The sequence below is a fragment of the Chitinimonas violaceus genome, assembly GCF_052601015.1.
The window spans coordinates 42,309-57,301 of sequence record NZ_JBQXDJ010000005.1; the positions used below are offsets into that span (position 1 = coordinate 42,309).

Consider the following 14,993-nt stretch of genomic DNA (forward strand, 5'->3'; position numbering starts at 1 on the left):
GTGCATTAGCAATCAAATTAATATCGCACTTTGAGTATGTACTTCAAGTTACGCCTCACCTCATCTAGACTATCCACGGTAAATAACGAAATCTTTGGGTTCAGATGAGGTTGGAAAGTGCACTAAATTAGGTTACTACTTAAGTGAAATTATCGCATTTGGCGTCTTACCATGACTTAACCACTTAGTACTAATTAGCCAAACATATATCTACGAAAGAAGTAATTCATTCAATCACATTCCTACCGGTAAGTAATCTGCATTTGAAAGTGAGAATTATATGCATATTAAATACGTAGTAGTCTTATACGCATTCATCATTTTATATGCAGCTCTAACCTTCCTCCTGGGTGAGTTAGTTCCAATTATTACTATCGTTTTGGGATTTGGGATGCTAATAATTCCTTACCTTATTCTTGAATGGGTAGTCACACCAATGATTGCTGCAGTCATGGGGTTTCAAGCACGCTGGTCGCTTATCGCAGCGATCATTTTCGGAATTCCTCTTATGTTCCTTTATACAATAGCCACGCCGGTGGTAAGTTCTGGCAATTCAAGCCTGCCAGTTCCTGTGCCTTGGTTATCTGTATATAAAACAATGAAGCATTCCATACTTCCTATAATTACCGAACGCCTCATTTGGTGGAGCGGTATTTATTTATTCGCTGCATTTATTGGAAAAATCAGTTGCAGATGGAGCCCACCAAAACTACCCGATTGATAGTTTCATGCAAGAGAGATCCAACATTGAATCTCCCTCATTTAATTACCGAGAAACGCATTATTGTTAAATTGGTAAGCTACAGATTGTGCTTAACCCACTTCGTCCACTGCCCGAACAAGCCCGGGTTCAGCGCAGCAATCACTGAACGTTGCCAGACCTTATCTGCCCAGAAGTCGTTGTGATACAGACTGGTCATTTGACCACCGGCTTCAGCCAGGATGAGGCAACCGGCGGCGTAATCCCACAGGCGTTGGCCGCCATGTACATAGATATCGAAACGGCCGGCAGCGAGGTAGCACCAGTCGAGCGTAGAAGCACCAAAGTTACGCTGGCTGCCAAATGGTGGAAGCGCAGCCAAGCGCTGGGGCAGCTTGCCACCGAGCCATTTCACCTCCACGCCGGCAATTGCCTCCGGCATAAGCGGCACATGCTTTTTCAGGGGGAGTGGCTGACCGTTCAGGTGAGCACCTTTACCAACCTGGGCAGTGAACATCTCGTCCGCCACCGGGTTGTAGATAACGGCCAGCAAAGGTCGACCACGCTCCATCAACGCAACTGAGATCGCAAAATACGGCAGGCCATGTACGAAGTTGGTAGTGCCATCGATAGGGTCGATAACCCAGATCCGGTCATTGGCCTTCCACAGCGCTTCCTGCGCCTCGCTCGTCATTTCCTCACCCAGAACCGGGCAGTCCACGATACGGGGCAGGCGTTCGACCAAGGCACGCTGAGTTTCCAAATCGGCCTCGGTAAACAAGGTGCCATCCTCCTTGCGACTGCCACCCACCCGCAGAAAACGCGGCATCACCTCGGTGGCCGCCACTTCACGCACGGCGGCGATGACGAGATCGAGTGGGCTGACTGCAGACATGGACGACACCTTTGCGGAAACGAGCGACGATTCTAAACGCAAAGTAAGCAATTTCGCGGCCGACCCCGCCTAGGAATCCCCCTAATGTGGCTCAATCAACTGCGCTCTGGCGGATTGGGGCTGGGCCGCTTGACAAGCTTGCGCTGCAAGGTTCGACGGTGCATGTTCAAAGCACGGGCCGTAGCGCTGATATTGCCTTCGTACTCGGCCAATACCTTTTGGATGTGCTCCCATTCTAGTCGGTCCACCGTCAATGGCTGCGCTTCGACCTCGGCTTCGGCATTACCCGCAAGTTTCTCCAAGGCCGCCAAAATCTCATCGATGCCGGCAGGCTTGGCCAGGTAATGCACTGCGCCGAGTTTGATGGCCTCGATAGCCGTAGCGATGCTGGCGTATCCGGTCAACATAACGATACGGCAATCCGGCACAACCGCCAGCAGCGATGGCACAAGCCGAAGGCCCGAATCGTTACCCAGTTTCAAGTCCACTACTGCACAGGACGGCATAGCAGATTGCGCCACCGCCAATGCACTGGCTGCATCCAGCGCAGTGCTGACCTGCCAGCCACGTCGTACAAATGCCCGCTGCAATACAGCAAGCAATGCCGGGTCGTCATCAACCAACAGAATGTGCTGCATCAGGCGGCCTCCGCCAACGGCAAACTGACATCTACAGCAGTACCGCCTTCTGCACGTTTTTGCCAAACCACTTTGCCGCCACAACGCTCCACGGCTGATACAGCAAGCGCTATACCCATGCCCAGCCCTCCCCTTCTGGGCTCGATCACTACACCGTCAAAGCCGGGGCCTCGGTCTTCAATCCGGATTCGTAACTGATGCTCAGTCCAGTCAAGCGAAACCCGCTGCCATGCGGTGCTTGCATCTGCGGCATTGTCCAGCAGATTCAACAACGCTTGGCGCAGATCGAAAGACCAAGCCATAACCGGAGGTTGGGCACCTAACACAGCGACTTCGGTCTGCGCAGCAGGTCTTACCACACGCCAGTCTTCCAACAGCCCAAGCAAAGCAGTATCAACAGTTTGTGGCAGTGGCTGTTCGCAGCCGGCACGTAAACGCCCCAGCTCTGCACGGCAGGCTTGCAACTGTTGCCTCAACAAGTCGAGGTCAGCACGCAAACTCGGGTTCTCGCTATGTTCATCGCTTAGTTCATCGACCAGAACCGTCATCGTCGCCAGGGGTGTACCCAGCCGATGCGCCGCACCAGCAGCCTGTAAACCCAGACCCAATACTTGCTGGTGACGCAATCCGGCTTCGCGCGCCTCAGCCAGCGCACGTTCCTGGCTACGCAGCTGTTGGCCAATGCGGGTGACAAGACCCGCCACAATCAGCGCAGCCGCCACAAAGGCCAGCCACATACCCAGCGTATGCAGGAAAAAAGCCTGTGCCATCGACTCTTCGGACAGCGGTAACGGCAGGTACCAAACCAACAAAGTGCTGTAGGTCAGCAGAGTAAGCCCGGTCAATGGCCAGACAAATCGCGCCGGCAAAGTCGCCGCGGCAATAACCAGCGGCAACAGAAACAAGGCTGTGAACGGATTACTCGCTCCACCAATGAAAAACAGCCATAAGCCATGCCCGAGGATATCGATGCTTAACTGGCGGGCTACTTCACCCGCCGTTATGGCGTAACCCCGCTTTCGCGCCAAACGAAGGCGCAGCACGCTGAGCAGGTTGTAAGCCATCAGTAATAGGCAGACAAAGCCGAGCGACAACAACGGCAGTGACCATTTGAAAACCAGGACCGCAAACAAGACAGCGGCCACATAGGCCGAAATGGTCACGGCGCGCAGCAGCACCAGGCGGTGCAGAACGGAAACTAAAGCGTTAGAAGGCATCGCGGTATTGTAAACGGGTAGCGGCATATGCGGCTGCGGCGCTTGGCCGCAGTTAAGAACCTGATCACGGCTGCGCAGTAAGAGCGTGAACAGGTTCCAGGGGGGCTTGACCGCAGTGGTAGACTAGCAAGGCGAAGTCGGCCGGACAGTCGCCGCCCATGCAAATGGGGGGAGGAAAGTCCGGGCTTCATAGGGCAGGATGCTGGCTAACGGCCAGGCGTCGCGAGGCGACGGAAAGTGGAACAGAGAGCTGAACCGCCGAACTGCGGGCAACCGCGGTGGCAAGGGTGAAAAGGCGCACGCTTTGAAACAAGCGTGGTGGGCTGCAAAGCCTTCGTGTAAGAGACCACCGCTCGACTGGTGACAGGACGAGGCAGGCTAAACCCCATCCGAAGCAAGACCAAATAGGCAAGCGTTGACGGGGCCCCCTGAGCTTGCGGGTAGGTTGCTTGAGGCGGCCAGTAATGGCCGTCCTAGAGGAATGACTGTCGGTGGCGGGAAACCGCCATGTCACAGGACCCGGCTTATAGGCCGACTTCGCCCCTGGTTTAAATAGAAAAGACGCGAATGGCTTCGCGTCTTTTTGCTTTTCGGGAGTGTAGGGTACAACCCAGACTGTTGGAGCGGTTAACAAAACCGAACGAAGTGGTTCTGGCTAGGCGTGCAAACGCAGACAGTACGTATGAGTACGGCAAGTTTGCACAACAACGCCAGAAGGATGTTGTTGGTCGCACTTAGAACATGTTTACGATCTGTAGCGAGCAGCTGTCAGCAGGGTGAAGCGCAGCGCAGAAACCGGAATGTACTTAGGTACATGAGGATTTCGAGCAGCACATGAACCCTGATCACGGCTGCGCAGTAAGAGCGTAGGTAGGTTCCTAGAAATTGGCGCGCAAATCCATCCCCTTGTACAAACTGGCGACTTCCTCTGCGTAGCCGTTGAACATCAAGGTCTTGCGCTTGAAGAACTCGCCAATACGCCGCTCACTGGCCTGACTCCAGCGTGGGTGGTCTACCTCAGGGTTCACATTCGAGTAGAAGCCATACTCGGTGGCATTAGCGCGCGTCCAACTGCTAACTGGCTGCTTTTCCACCAAACGTATTCTCACAATCGACTTGATGCTCTTGAAGCCGTACTTCCACGGCACGACAAGGCGAACAGGCGCGCCATTCTGCTTCGGTAAGGGCCTGCCATACAGACCCACTGCCAGAATGGTCAAAGGGTGCATAGCTTCGTCGATACGCAAGCCTTCCACATACGGCCAGTCTAACGAGCCAGTCCGCTGGCCGGGCATCTGGTCGAGTGCTTGCAACGTGGTGAACTCGACGAATTTGCCCTTGCTAGTGGGCTCCACCAACTTAAGCAACGCACTCAATGGCAACCCCACCCAGGGAATCACCATCGACCAACCTTCAACGCAGCGCAGCCGGTAAATACGTTCCTCCAGCGGAGCGAACTTGAGCAGACTGTCGATATCAAAACTGCGTGGCTTGGCGACTTCACCTTCAACCTTCACGACCCAGGGTTCTGTCTTCAAGGTATGTGCCCGCTCGGCCGGGTCCGACTTATCGGTACCAAACTCGTAGAAGTTGTTGTAACTGGTGATTTCAGCCTGGCTGTTCTTCTGCTCATTCGTACTAAAGCGGCTCTTGTAAAAAGTGGGCAATGCCGCTTTTGGCGGCGCAGCCGCTTCCACCGACGGCAACATGCTGGCCACGGCAACTGCCGCCGCACCCTGCATCCATTCACGGCGATTCAGATAGATGTGCTCGGGGGTGATTTCGCTTGGTGCAACTTCGGGGGGACGGTAAACGGACATGGTTGGGCTCCTGCATCTTTTAGCGGCTTCGACACCCACTTGGTCGTGCCCGTTCGGGCTTTCTGACGTACGTATCTACCCAAGCTACAACAGGTACTTAGAACAGTACTTCAGGAGCCATGCCGCCACCAATGCCACCCCATCATCAATACCGATGAAGCCAGCAAAGCAAAGGCCAAGGTTTCGATATAGCTCCGAAAGCGCCGTCGCGTATCCGGCTTGAGTATCGCGTTCCAAATCAACAAAGCCGCCAACGCAAACAAGGCCAAACGGATAAATTTAGCCAGCATCGGCCAGCCCCAGCTTTACAGACACTCCACAACCCCTTCGGCATACTGGCGGGCACCCAGCAACGTGTTCTCCGTACCCGCTTTGTACTCAAGCACTTTCCAACTACGGCAACCCAGTGATGCAGTGTATTGCTCAGCCCGCCGGCGGAACAATTGTTCCGCCTGGCCGTTGAAAACAATGGTTGAGCCAGTTACACGGACACGGTACTGGTGATTGCCCAGATAACGTTCAGTACTGTCCTGCAGCACACCGTTGCTGTCCACAACAGTCTGTCCCGTTTGCCTCAGTTGTGAACAGCCGATCAGGCCCATCAGCATTGTCAAAACCACCAAACAAATCCGGTAAGACATGAAGTTTTATACCCGAAGTTAAAGTTATGGATTCATGGTTTTTTATAAACCCTTATTTGCAAAGGATTATTGCATTTGGTTCTGAATTTACAAATTAGTGCTAAGTGATTGTAGCAGAAACAAAATTTCCACTTTCCACCCTTGACCAGTGTCGAAATGTTGCCCTATAGTGGGACACAGTGGGGCAAAGTGGTGAAAAGTGTTTTATCCGCCCCCAAATGCAGGAATTCGGGCTCGCTACCCCCTACTTGGTAGCCTGCCTTGGTTTCAGTCCCTGAATGGGAAAAATTGGCGGTATTTTATGTTCGGTGGCGTAGTCACACTCAACCTCGACAGCAAAGGGCGTCTGGCCATACCGGCCAAGCATCGCGACGCCTTGCTGCAAGGGTGTGGCGGCCGGCTTACTGTTACCGTCGACCCCAGCCAGTGCCTGCTGATCTATCCACAACCAGCCTGGGAGCCAGTGCGGGAGAAGCTGAACAACCTGCCTGCTTTCAATCCTCAGGCCCGGGCTCTGCAGCGCCTGATTCTCGGTCACGCTGAAGAAGTGGAACTGGACTCGGCTGGTCGTATTCTTGTCTCCCCCGCCCTGCGCGCCTTCGCCGGGCTCGACCGTGCTGTGGCGCTGGTCGGTCTCGGTTCCAAGTTCGAATTGTGGGATGAAACAAAATGGCAGGCCCAGACGGCTGCCGCCCTGGCGATGTCACCCGACGATATCGCCGCGCAACTGGAAGGTTTTGTGCTGTGAGCGTCGCTGTTTTTACCCACCGCACAGTGCTGTTGACTGAAGCGGTGGCGGGATTGAATGTGCAGCCCAATGGGGTGTACGTCGACTGTACCTATGGCCGCGGTGGCCATTCCCGTTTGATTCTTTCGCAGCTGGGCCCACAAGGCCGGTTGATTGCGTTCGATCGCGATCCCGCGGCAGTCGCCAATGCCCGGACTATTGGCGATCCTCGGTTTCACATCGTGCATGAAGGTTTTTCCAGCTTCGACAGTGCATTGGATGCCCTCGGAATCGACAAGGTCGACGGGGTACTGATGGATCTTGGCGTGTCATCGCCACAGATTGACGAAGCCGCCCGCGGCTTCAGTTTTCGCTTTGATGCGCCGCTGGATATGCGCATGGATACAACCCGCGGCCAAACAGCCGCGGAATGGTTGGCAACGGCTGAACAGGCCGATATCGCGGAGGTGATTAAGGACTATGGCGAAGAACGGTTTGCTAAACAGGTTGCAAGCGCGATTGTTGCGGCACGGGCGATCGGCCCTATCAACACAACAGGACAGCTTGCCAAGATCGTGGCAACGGCCGTCCGCACCCGGGAGCCGGGCCAGGATCCGGCGACGCGCACCTTCCAGGCTGTACGGATTTACATCAATCGTGAGCTTGAGGAATTGTCGCTGACCCTGCCACAGGCGCTCAAACGCCTGAATACAGCAGGCCGGCTATCCATCATCGCATTCCATTCGCTGGAGGACCGCATCGTCAAACGCTTCATGGCCGATGCCGCCACTGCTGACAAACTGCCGAGCCGCCTGCCTGTCCGTGCCGCCGATATCGGCGAAGCGCCACTGAAGTTGATCGGCAAAGCTGCCCGCGCCAGTGAGACGGAAATCGACGAGAACCCTCGTGCGCGTAGCGCCATACTGCGCGTCGCCGAACGCAGCCGTGCGCCGATGCCGGCGCAGAAATCCATCCAGTGACACGTCTGAATCTGCTCCTTCTCTGTGTCCTGATCGCCTGTGCGCTGGGGGTTGTTACGTCCCAGCACAAGGCGCGCAGGGCTTATATGGAGTTGCAGAAGGCGCAGAACGAGTCATCGCGCCTGGAAGTCGAGTGGGGCCAGCTCCAGTTGGAACAAAGCACCTGGGCTATGCATTCCCGCATTGAAACCGAGGCGGCAAACCGACTCAACATGCGCGTGCCGGACAATAACCACACCCAGGTTGTACCTGTCGCCAAGGAGAGCGGACAGTGACAGCCTACCGCACCGCATCCAACCCCGTCCTCAAGCTGCAGATGTGGCGTGCATGGCTCGTGTTGGCGGGGTTGCTTGCCCTTTACATGGTATTGGTTGGCCGCGCCACCTACCTGATGACTTACAAGGAAGAATTCCTGCGTGAGCAAGGTGAGGCGCGTTACTTCCGTAAGCTTAAGCTGGAAGCCAACCGCGGCATGATTACCGACCGCAACGGCGAACCCCTGGCTATCTCCACGCCTGTGCAGTCCATCTGGGCCAGCCCGTCCGAAATGCCGCCGATGAGCCACCAGCATCTGCAAACCTTGGCCAAGGAACTCAATATGAGCCCCGAGGACATCAAGGCAAGGCTGGCCAATAAGAAACGTGACTTTGTCTTCCTGAAACGGCAGATGAGCCCCGAGGCTGCAGCACGGGTCATCGGCTTGGGCATTCCCGGTATTTCCAAGCAGGCTGAATACCGCCGTTACTACCCGGCTGGCGAAGTGATGGCCCATATCATTGGCTACACCGACATCGACAACAAAGGCCAGGAAGGCTTCGAGCTGACACGTGAGAGCATGCTCGCCGGTAAAGCCGGCAGCCGCCATGTGATTCGCGACCGGCGCGGTTACATCGTCGAGGACGTGACCAGCATCGAAAAGCCCCGTGACGGCCAGACGCTGACGCTTTCCATCGACCGCAAGATCCAATACCTGGCTTTCCGTGAGTTGAAGAATGCCGTGGAAACCCATCAGGCCAAGGGGGGCGGCATTGTCGTACTGGATGCACGCACCGGCGAAGTGTTAGCTATGGCCAACTACCCAAGCTTCAACCCGAACAACCGCGGTAAGTATGACCCAGCCGCCCGCCGTAACCGTGCGATTACCGACTTGTACGAGCCGGGCTCGACCATGAAGCCGCTCAGTATTTCGGCAGCGCTGGAGAGCGGCAAATTCAAGCCTGAAACCGTGATGTCCACCAACAACGGTACCTTAACGATCGGCCCTGCAACCGTGCGTGACGTCCATGCCTATGGTCCGCTCAGTCTGGCCAATATCATCAAGAAGTCGAGCAACGTCGGCACCGCCAAGGTGGCGCTGGAACTGCCACGGGAATACCTGTGGAACTTCTACGACTCGGTTGGCGTAGGTGAAGCACCTCGTAGCGGCTTCCCTGGCGAAGCATCGGGCCGTCTTCGCCCTTGGAAGACCTGGCGTCCTATTGAACAAGCCACGATGTCCTACGGCTACGGTTTGTCAGTCAGCCTATTGCAAATGGCCAAGGCTTATCAGGCCTTCGCTACCGATGGCGAAATACGTCCTGTCACCTTCCAGAAGCAGGTAGCGCCATTGCCTGGCAAGCGTGTAATGAGCGCACAGACCGCCGAAGAAGTCAGAAATATGCTCGAAACCGTTACCCAGCCTGGCGGTACCGCCCTGCGCGCGCAGGTGGTGGGCTATCGCGTCGGCGGCAAGACCGGAACCTCCAAGAAGCTGGTTGGCGGCAGTTACACCAACGTCAAATCCTATGTGGGTTCCTTCGTCGGCATCGCTCCGATCTCCAACCCACGTCTTGTTGTGGCAGTGATGATCGACGAACCCAGTGGCGCCTTCTACGGCGGTGTTGTGGCCGCACCAACCTTCAGCAGTGTTGTCGCCGGCAGCCTGCGGATGTTGGGCGTCCCACCCGATGCCCCCATGAACAATATTCTGTTGCCCGATCCGTCAGAACCCGAGGTAAAGGAGGAAACATGAAGCCAGCCAGCTGGAACCTACCTTCCCTCGACTGGAGCGCGATTGATGCCATAGCCGCCAATCGCCGCCTCGTTGCTGATAGCCGCCGGGTCAAACCCGGCGACGCCTTTTTGGCATTTCCGGGCGAATACAGCGATGGCCGTACCCATATCGACCATGCCATCGCTGCAGGCGCTGGTTGCATTCTGTGGGAAGCGGAGAATTTCAATTGGCCGGCTGAGTGGCAAGTACCCAATCTCCCCATTCCACAGTTGCGTGCTCAGGCCGGCATTATCGCCAGCCACCTGCTGGGCGACCCCAGCCAATCGCTCTGGACAATAGGCATTACCGGCACCAATGGGAAAACCAGCTGTGCGCATTGGTTGGCACAAGCATTTACCCTACTTGGAAAGCAGCCGGTACTGCTTGGCACCCTGGGATATGGCCCGTTGGATGCATTGCACGAAGCCACCCATACCACGCCAGATGCACTGCGCCTGCAGAATATGTTGGCCGAGTTCCGCGACACCGGTGCCACCCACTTGGCGATGGAAGTCAGTTCGCACGGCATCGAGCAGGCTCGGGCCCATGGTGTGGCGTTTGATATCGCCGTGTTCACCAATTTGACGCGGGACCATCTGGATTACCACGGCAGCATGGCAGCCTATGGTGCCGCCAAGCGCAAGTTGTTTGAGTGGGAAGGGCTACAGGCTGCTGTCATCAATGCTGACGACCCATTTGGCATTGATCTGCTGACACACGTCCCTAAGTCGCTGGCGCTCAGTTACGGCCTGGACAATGGTGACTTACGTGCCAGCAAGCTGACATGCAGTCTGAGCGGTATTTATATGCATGTCAGTTCGCCCTGGGGCGAAGCTGAACTCAAGAGCCCGCTGCTCGGTAGATTCAATGCCTCCAACCTGTTGGCTTGCTTGGGCGTGCTGCTGAAAAGTGGTGTGCCACTTGCCGATGCCACTAGTGTGCTTGGCCAGATCGTCTCAGCCAAGGGGCGTATGCAGCGATTGGGTGGTGGGAAAAAACCTCAGGTCGTCGTCGATTACGCCCATACCCCCGATGCATTGGAAAAAGCGTTGAGTACATTGCGCGAAGTCCTGCCGGAAGGCCGTCGCTTGTTCTGCATCTTTGGCTGTGGTGGCGACCGCGATAAGGGCAAGCGACCCCAGATGGGCCGGATTGCCTGCCAGTTGGCCGACACGGTGATCATCACCAGCGACAACCCGCGTAAGGAAGACCCCAAGGCCATTATCCGCGACATTCTCGTGGGGGTAGACGGTGTCACTGCCAAACACATCAGCCGGGGCGACTACAGCATTCAGAGCAACCGGGCTGCCGCCATCCGTTCAGCATTAGAACTGGCTGAACCTGGCGATATCGTATTGATCGCCGGCAAAGGGCATGAGGAATACCAAGACGCGAATGGCGAGAAAACGCCATTCAGCGATGTAAAAGAAGCAGAAGCCGCACTCGCGGTTTGGAAAGCGTTGTAGAAGATGAGCAAGCCCATACTGACCCTGTCGTCTGCTGCCAGCGCCATCAACGGCCAGCTGCGTGGCGACGCTGCGGCCAGTTTCACCCGCGTAAGCACCGATAGTCGCGACATCCAGCCAGGCGACCTGTTTGTCGCCCTGCGTGGTGACCGTTTCGATGGCCACGATTACGCCGCCCAGGCATTAGTGCAAGGCGCTGCCTGTGTATTGATCGAAACCAGTCGTTTGCCTGAACTGACAGGCAATTACATCGAAGTCGGCGACACCCTGGCTGCGCTCGGTCAACTCGCTGCCTTCTGGCGTCGGCAATTCAAGATCCCGGTGATCGGCATCACCGGCTCGAATGGCAAAACCTCCGTCAAGGAGATGTTGGCCGCCATCCTGCGCCACAAAGTGGGTGAAGCAGCAGTCCTGGCCACTGCCGGCAACCTGAACAACCATATCGGCCTGCCCTTGATGCTCATGCGCCTGACAGCCGAGCACCAATACGCCGTGTTGGAGATGGGCACAAATCATTTTGGCGAGATCAGCTACCTCACCAATATCGCCAAGCCCGATGTTGCATTGCTGAATAACGCCGGTGCTGCGCACCTGGAATTCCTCGGTTCCATCGCAGGTGTTGCGCGCGCCAAGGGTGAGATTTTCGAAGGGCTTGCGGAAAATGGCATCGCCGTCATCAACGCCGACGACACCTACGCCCCGCTCTGGCGTGAACTTGCCCAGCAACGTACCGTGCTGGACTTTGGTTTGCAGCAGGGCAATGTGCATGCCGCTGACTTGCATCTCGATCCGCTAGGTAGCCAGTTCCTGCTTCGCCTGCCTGCCGGTGAGGCCGCTGTCACGCTCAAAGTGCCGGGCGAGCACAATGTTCGTAATGCGCTTGCAGCAGCAACCGCGGCTGTCGCCATGGGCCTGATGCCAAAGGAAATTGCTGCGGGTCTCGGTACCTATACCGGCACCAAAGGGCGTTTGCAGCAAAAACGCATGGGTAATGGCGCGCTGATCATCGACGACAGCTACAACGCCAACCCGAACTCCATGCATGTTGCGGTAGATGTATTGGCAGCCCAGTCCGGCAAACGCCTCCTGGTATTGGGCGATATGGGTGAGATTGGCGCAGACATCGCCGAACGGCACCGTGAAATCGGTGTTTATGCACGCCAACACGGTATCGAACGACTGTTTGCCATCGGCGAGCAGATGCAGCAGGCCGTCGCCAGCTTTGGTGATGGTGCAAACTGGTTTGCCAACCACTCTGCCTTGATTACTGCTTTACGTACCGAAATTACACCCAATACCACCGTGGTGGTGAAGGGTTCGCGCTTCATGCAAATGGAGCGCGTAGTAAGTGCTTTAACCCAGCCGGCCGCCGGCATGGGGGAAAAATAACATGTTGCTGCTTCTTGCCAATTGGCTCGGTGATTCGGTTCGCGCCTTCAACGTCTTCAACTACATCACTTTGCGAGCCGTGCTGTCCACCATGACTGCGCTGTTCATCAGCTTCATGCTCGGCCCCTGGGTGATACGCAAGCTCACCGCCATGAAGGTTGGCCAGTCTGTGCGTAATGATGGACCGCAAACCCATCTGGTCAAGGCAGGTACGCCCACCATGGGCGGTACCCTGATCCTGTTGTCGATCGGGCTCACCACTCTACTGTGGGCAGACCTGGATAACAAATATGTCTGGGTTGTGCTTCTGGTCACGCTGAGTACCGGCATCATCGGTTTTATCGACGACTACAAGAAAGTGGCGCTGAAGAACCCCAAAGGTTTGACCAGCCGACAGAAATTGTTCTGGCAGTCGTTGATTGCGATCAGCGCAGGTTACTACCTCGCCAATACCGCCACGTTGCCTGCCAATACCGAACTGATCGTGCCTTTCTTCAAGCACATCGCTTATCCGTTCGGCACGATCGGCTTTTTGGTGCTGACCTACCTCGTCATCGTCGGCACCTCCAACGCTGTCAACCTGACTGACGGACTGGATGGTCTCGCCATTCTGCCCACCGTCATGGTGGCGGTCGGCTTGGCGGTCTTCGCCTATGTGGCCGGTAACGTGAAATTCGCGAACTACTTGCTGCTGCCACACATTCCGGGTGCCGGGGAGTTGACTGTCTTCTGCGCCGCCATGGCTGGTGCAGGTCTCGGATTCCTGTGGTTCAACGCCTATCCAGCCGAAGTATTCATGGGCGACGTGGGTGCGCTGGCGCTGGGTGCGGCATTGGGGACTGTCGCGGTCATCGTACGGCAGGAGATCGTTCTGGCCATCATGGGCGGCGTATTCGTGGTCGAAGCGCTGAGCGTGATGATTCAGGTAGCCAGCTTCAAGATTACTGGTAAACGGGTGTTCCGTATGGCCCCGTTACACCATCACTACGAATTAAAAGGCTGGAAAGAGACCCAGGTCGTGGTGCGTTTCTGGATTATCACCATGCTGCTGGTACTTGCCGGCCTTGCCACCCTGAAACTGCGTTAAGGAAAAAACGCTATGCACCTAGCAGGCAAGCACGTCACTGTTGTGGGTTTGGGCATCACCGGGTTGTCGACCGCCAAATGGCTGAGCCGACATGGCGCCGTGGTCAGCGTGGCCGATAGTCGCGATAACCCGCCAGGGCTGGATGACTTGCGCACACTGCTGCCGCAGATACCCACAATGCTTGGTGCATTTAGCGACTCGACGTTTGATGGGGCAGAGTTGTTGGTTGTCAGCCCCGGCATGCCGCTTTCCGAACCATACATCGTGGCTGCCGCAGAACGCGGTGTCGAGATCATGGGCGATATCGAGCTGTTCGCCCGCGCCAGAGAGGTGATCGACCCCAAATCAAAGGTGATCGCGATTACCGGCTCGAACGGCAAGTCCACCGTCACCAGCATGGTTGGGGCAATGTGCGAAACCGCCGGCCTCAACACGATCGTAGCCGGCAATATCGGCACCCCGGTGCTGGATGCCTTGACTGAGATCGAGACTGAAACACGTCCCAAACCGGATGTGTGGGTGCTTGAATTGTCGAGCTTCCAACTCGAATCCACTTTCAGCCTCGCCCCTGATGCAGCGGCAGTACTAAACGTCAGCGAAGACCATCTGGACCGTTACGATTCAATCCTGCACTACTCGATGGCCAAAGCCCGCGTGTTCGAAGGCCTTGGCGCAATGGTATTGAACCGTGAAGACGGCTACTGCCGCGGCATGGCACGCCCGGGTCGTCAGGTGTTCTGGTTTGGCCTCGATACGCCACGTACACCCACCGAATACGGCCTGCACAAGGTAGGGAACGACTACGAGCTCGTCTGCGGCGATTTTGTGTTGATGTTGGCAAGCGAATTGCCGCTGGCCGGCCTACATAACGCAGCCAACGCACTGGCTGCGCTTGCGCTGACACGCTCCATTGGCCTACCCACCTTGCCGCTGGTATCAGCCCTCAAGCGTTTCAAGGGCCTGCCACATCGAGTGGAATTTGTCGCGGAAGTGAAAGGAGTTCGTTACTACGACGACTCAAAAGGTACCAATGTCGGCGCTACCGAAGCCGCGTTAAAGGGCATGCGACAACCTGTTGTCCTTATCGCCGGTGGCGATGGCAAGGGTCAGGACTTCAGTCCATTGGCTACAGCCTGCAAAGGCAAGGTGCGCAGCGCCATTCTGATCGGCCGTGACGGCCCGCAGATTCGCGCCGCACTGGCCAATACCTCCGTCAAGTTGATCGATGCCGCCAGTATGGACGAAGCCGTGAAGGCAGCCGCCCAGGAAGCCCAGGCTGGTGACGCAGTGCTGATGTCCCCGGCCTGCGCCAGCTTCGACATGTTCAAGAACTACACGCATCGCGCAGAAGTATTCATCTCCGCGGTTCGGACGCTCGGCAACGGCTGAGTGGATTAACCG

15 protein-coding genes and 1 other RNA gene are annotated in these 14,993 nt (G+C 56.4%); 10 read left to right on the top strand and 6 right to left on the bottom strand.

Features of this window, described 5'->3' with window-relative positions; genetic code table 11:
• Window positions 1-280 precede the first annotated feature (280 nt).
• The gene (locus ACUHMQ_RS02965) at window positions 281-721 is read left to right on the top strand and encodes a hypothetical protein (RefSeq protein WP_445293957.1); all 441 of its coding nucleotides are present in this window, start codon (window positions 281-283) and stop codon (window positions 719-721) included.
• A 79-nt stretch (window positions 722-800) separates the two neighbouring features.
• Here the strand turns inward: ACUHMQ_RS02965 and ACUHMQ_RS02970 are convergent, their stop codons facing one another.
• From ACUHMQ_RS02970 to ACUHMQ_RS02980, 3 genes are all read right to left on the bottom strand, one after another.
• Entirely contained in the window at window positions 801-1,595 is a 795-nt protein-coding gene (locus tag ACUHMQ_RS02970) for an inositol monophosphatase family protein (RefSeq protein WP_445293958.1), read from the bottom strand.
• Window positions 1,596-1,690: 95 nt separating this feature from the next.
• Entirely contained in the window at window positions 1,691-2,233 is a 543-nt protein-coding gene (locus ACUHMQ_RS02975) for a response regulator transcription factor (RefSeq protein ID WP_445293959.1), read from the bottom strand.
• Entirely contained in the window at window positions 2,233-3,477 is a 1,245-nt protein-coding gene (locus ACUHMQ_RS02980; RefSeq protein WP_445293960.1) for an ATP-binding protein, read from the bottom strand. The genes ACUHMQ_RS02975 and ACUHMQ_RS02980 overlap by 1 nt, the downstream gene beginning before the upstream one ends.
• Before the next feature lie 106 nt (window positions 3,478-3,583).
• Here ACUHMQ_RS02980 and rnpB point away from each other — a divergent pair.
• Window positions 3,584-3,993: RNase P RNA component class A (gene rnpB / locus ACUHMQ_RS02985), an RNA gene on the top strand.
• A gap of 335 nt (window positions 3,994-4,328) precedes the next feature.
• On the opposite strand, the gene msrP is transcribed toward rnpB, so the two are convergent.
• The 3 genes from msrP to ACUHMQ_RS03000 all read right to left on the bottom strand — a co-directional run bounded on the left by msrP (window position 4,329) and on the right by ACUHMQ_RS03000 (window position 5,911).
• A complete protein-coding gene (gene msrP / locus ACUHMQ_RS02990) occupies window positions 4,329-5,270 on the bottom strand; it encodes a protein-methionine-sulfoxide reductase catalytic subunit MsrP (protein WP_445293961.1) in 942 nt (313 codons plus the stop codon).
• Window positions 5,271-5,380: 110 nt separating this feature from the next.
• On the bottom strand, window positions 5,381-5,560 hold the full coding sequence (locus ACUHMQ_RS02995) for a protein MIGRI (RefSeq protein ID WP_445293962.1): 180 nt from the start codon (window positions 5,558-5,560) through the stop codon (window positions 5,381-5,383).
• A gap of 15 nt (window positions 5,561-5,575) precedes the next feature.
• The gene (locus ACUHMQ_RS03000) at window positions 5,576-5,911 is read right to left on the bottom strand and encodes a hypothetical protein (protein ID WP_445293963.1); all 336 of its coding nucleotides are present in this window, start codon (window positions 5,909-5,911) and stop codon (window positions 5,576-5,578) included.
• Window positions 5,912-6,212: 301 nt separating this feature from the next.
• Here ACUHMQ_RS03000 and mraZ point away from each other — a divergent pair, with 301 nt between their 5' ends.
• From mraZ to murD, 8 genes are read left to right on the top strand one after another with little or no spacing between them, the layout of a single operon-like run.
• Window positions 6,213-6,659 carry a division/cell wall cluster transcriptional repressor MraZ gene (gene mraZ, locus ACUHMQ_RS03005; RefSeq protein ID WP_445293964.1) on the top strand — a complete coding sequence of 149 codons (447 nt, stop codon included), beginning with the start codon at window positions 6,213-6,215 and terminating at the stop codon, window positions 6,657-6,659.
• On the top strand, window positions 6,656-7,618 hold the full coding sequence (gene rsmH, locus ACUHMQ_RS03010; protein ID WP_445293965.1) for a 16S rRNA (cytosine(1402)-N(4))-methyltransferase RsmH: 963 nt from the start codon (window positions 6,656-6,658) through the stop codon (window positions 7,616-7,618). Before mraZ ends, rsmH begins: the two co-directional genes overlap by 4 nt.
• A complete protein-coding gene (gene ftsL / locus ACUHMQ_RS03015; protein WP_445293966.1) occupies window positions 7,615-7,893 on the top strand; it encodes a cell division protein FtsL in 279 nt (92 codons plus the stop codon). Before rsmH ends, ftsL begins: the two co-directional genes overlap by 4 nt.
• A complete protein-coding gene (locus ACUHMQ_RS03020) occupies window positions 7,890-9,629 on the top strand; it encodes a peptidoglycan D,D-transpeptidase FtsI family protein (RefSeq protein WP_445293967.1) in 1,740 nt (579 codons plus the stop codon). Before ftsL ends, ACUHMQ_RS03020 begins: the two co-directional genes overlap by 4 nt.
• Window positions 9,626-11,116 (top strand): UDP-N-acetylmuramoyl-L-alanyl-D-glutamate--2,6-diaminopimelate ligase, encoded by a 1,491-nt coding sequence (locus ACUHMQ_RS03025; protein WP_445293968.1) that lies wholly within the window; start codon window positions 9,626-9,628, stop codon window positions 11,114-11,116. The genes ACUHMQ_RS03020 and ACUHMQ_RS03025 overlap by 4 nt, the downstream gene beginning before the upstream one ends.
• A 3-nt stretch (window positions 11,117-11,119) precedes the next feature.
• Entirely contained in the window at window positions 11,120-12,505 is a 1,386-nt protein-coding gene (locus ACUHMQ_RS03030) for a UDP-N-acetylmuramoyl-tripeptide--D-alanyl-D-alanine ligase (protein ID WP_445293969.1), read from the top strand.
• 1 nt (window position 12,506) lies between these two features.
• Complete coding sequence (mraY, locus tag ACUHMQ_RS03035; protein WP_445293970.1) at window positions 12,507-13,592, top strand: phospho-N-acetylmuramoyl-pentapeptide-transferase; 1,086 nt, start codon at window positions 12,507-12,509, stop codon at window positions 13,590-13,592.
• Between the two features lie 12 nt (window positions 13,593-13,604).
• Entirely contained in the window at window positions 13,605-14,981 is a 1,377-nt protein-coding gene (murD, locus tag ACUHMQ_RS03040) for a UDP-N-acetylmuramoyl-L-alanine--D-glutamate ligase (protein ID WP_445293971.1), read from the top strand.
• Window positions 14,982-14,993 lie beyond the last annotated feature (12 nt).

What these genes read in the sequence shown, in the direction of transcription:
- ACUHMQ_RS02965 (WP_445293957.1), top strand. Translation starts at nt 281, where the DNA reads ATGCATATTAAATACGTAGTAGTCTTATACGCATTCATCATTTTATAT.
- ACUHMQ_RS02980 (WP_445293960.1), bottom strand. Translation starts at nt 3,477, where the DNA reads ATGCCGCTACCCGTTTACAATACCGCGATGCCTTCTAACGCTTTAGTT.
- ACUHMQ_RS02970 (WP_445293958.1), bottom strand. Translation starts at nt 1,595, where the DNA reads ATGTCTGCAGTCAGCCCACTCGATCTCGTCATCGCCGCCGTGCGTGAA.
- msrP (WP_445293961.1), bottom strand. Translation starts at nt 5,270, where the DNA reads ATGTCCGTTTACCGTCCCCCCGAAGTTGCACCAAGCGAAATCACCCCC.
- murD (WP_445293971.1), top strand. Translation starts at nt 13,605, where the DNA reads ATGCACCTAGCAGGCAAGCACGTCACTGTTGTGGGTTTGGGCATCACC.
- ACUHMQ_RS02995 (WP_445293962.1), bottom strand. Translation starts at nt 5,560, where the DNA reads ATGCTGGCTAAATTTATCCGTTTGGCCTTGTTTGCGTTGGCGGCTTTG.
- mraZ (WP_445293964.1), top strand. Translation starts at nt 6,213, where the DNA reads ATGTTCGGTGGCGTAGTCACACTCAACCTCGACAGCAAAGGGCGTCTG.
- ACUHMQ_RS03030 (WP_445293969.1), top strand. Translation starts at nt 11,120, where the DNA reads ATGAGCAAGCCCATACTGACCCTGTCGTCTGCTGCCAGCGCCATCAAC.
- mraY (WP_445293970.1), top strand. Translation starts at nt 12,507, where the DNA reads ATGTTGCTGCTTCTTGCCAATTGGCTCGGTGATTCGGTTCGCGCCTTC.
- ACUHMQ_RS02975 (WP_445293959.1), bottom strand. Translation starts at nt 2,233, where the DNA reads ATGCAGCACATTCTGTTGGTTGATGACGACCCGGCATTGCTTGCTGTA.
- ACUHMQ_RS03025 (WP_445293968.1), top strand. Translation starts at nt 9,626, where the DNA reads ATGAAGCCAGCCAGCTGGAACCTACCTTCCCTCGACTGGAGCGCGATT.
- ACUHMQ_RS03000 (WP_445293963.1), bottom strand. Translation starts at nt 5,911, where the DNA reads ATGTCTTACCGGATTTGTTTGGTGGTTTTGACAATGCTGATGGGCCTG.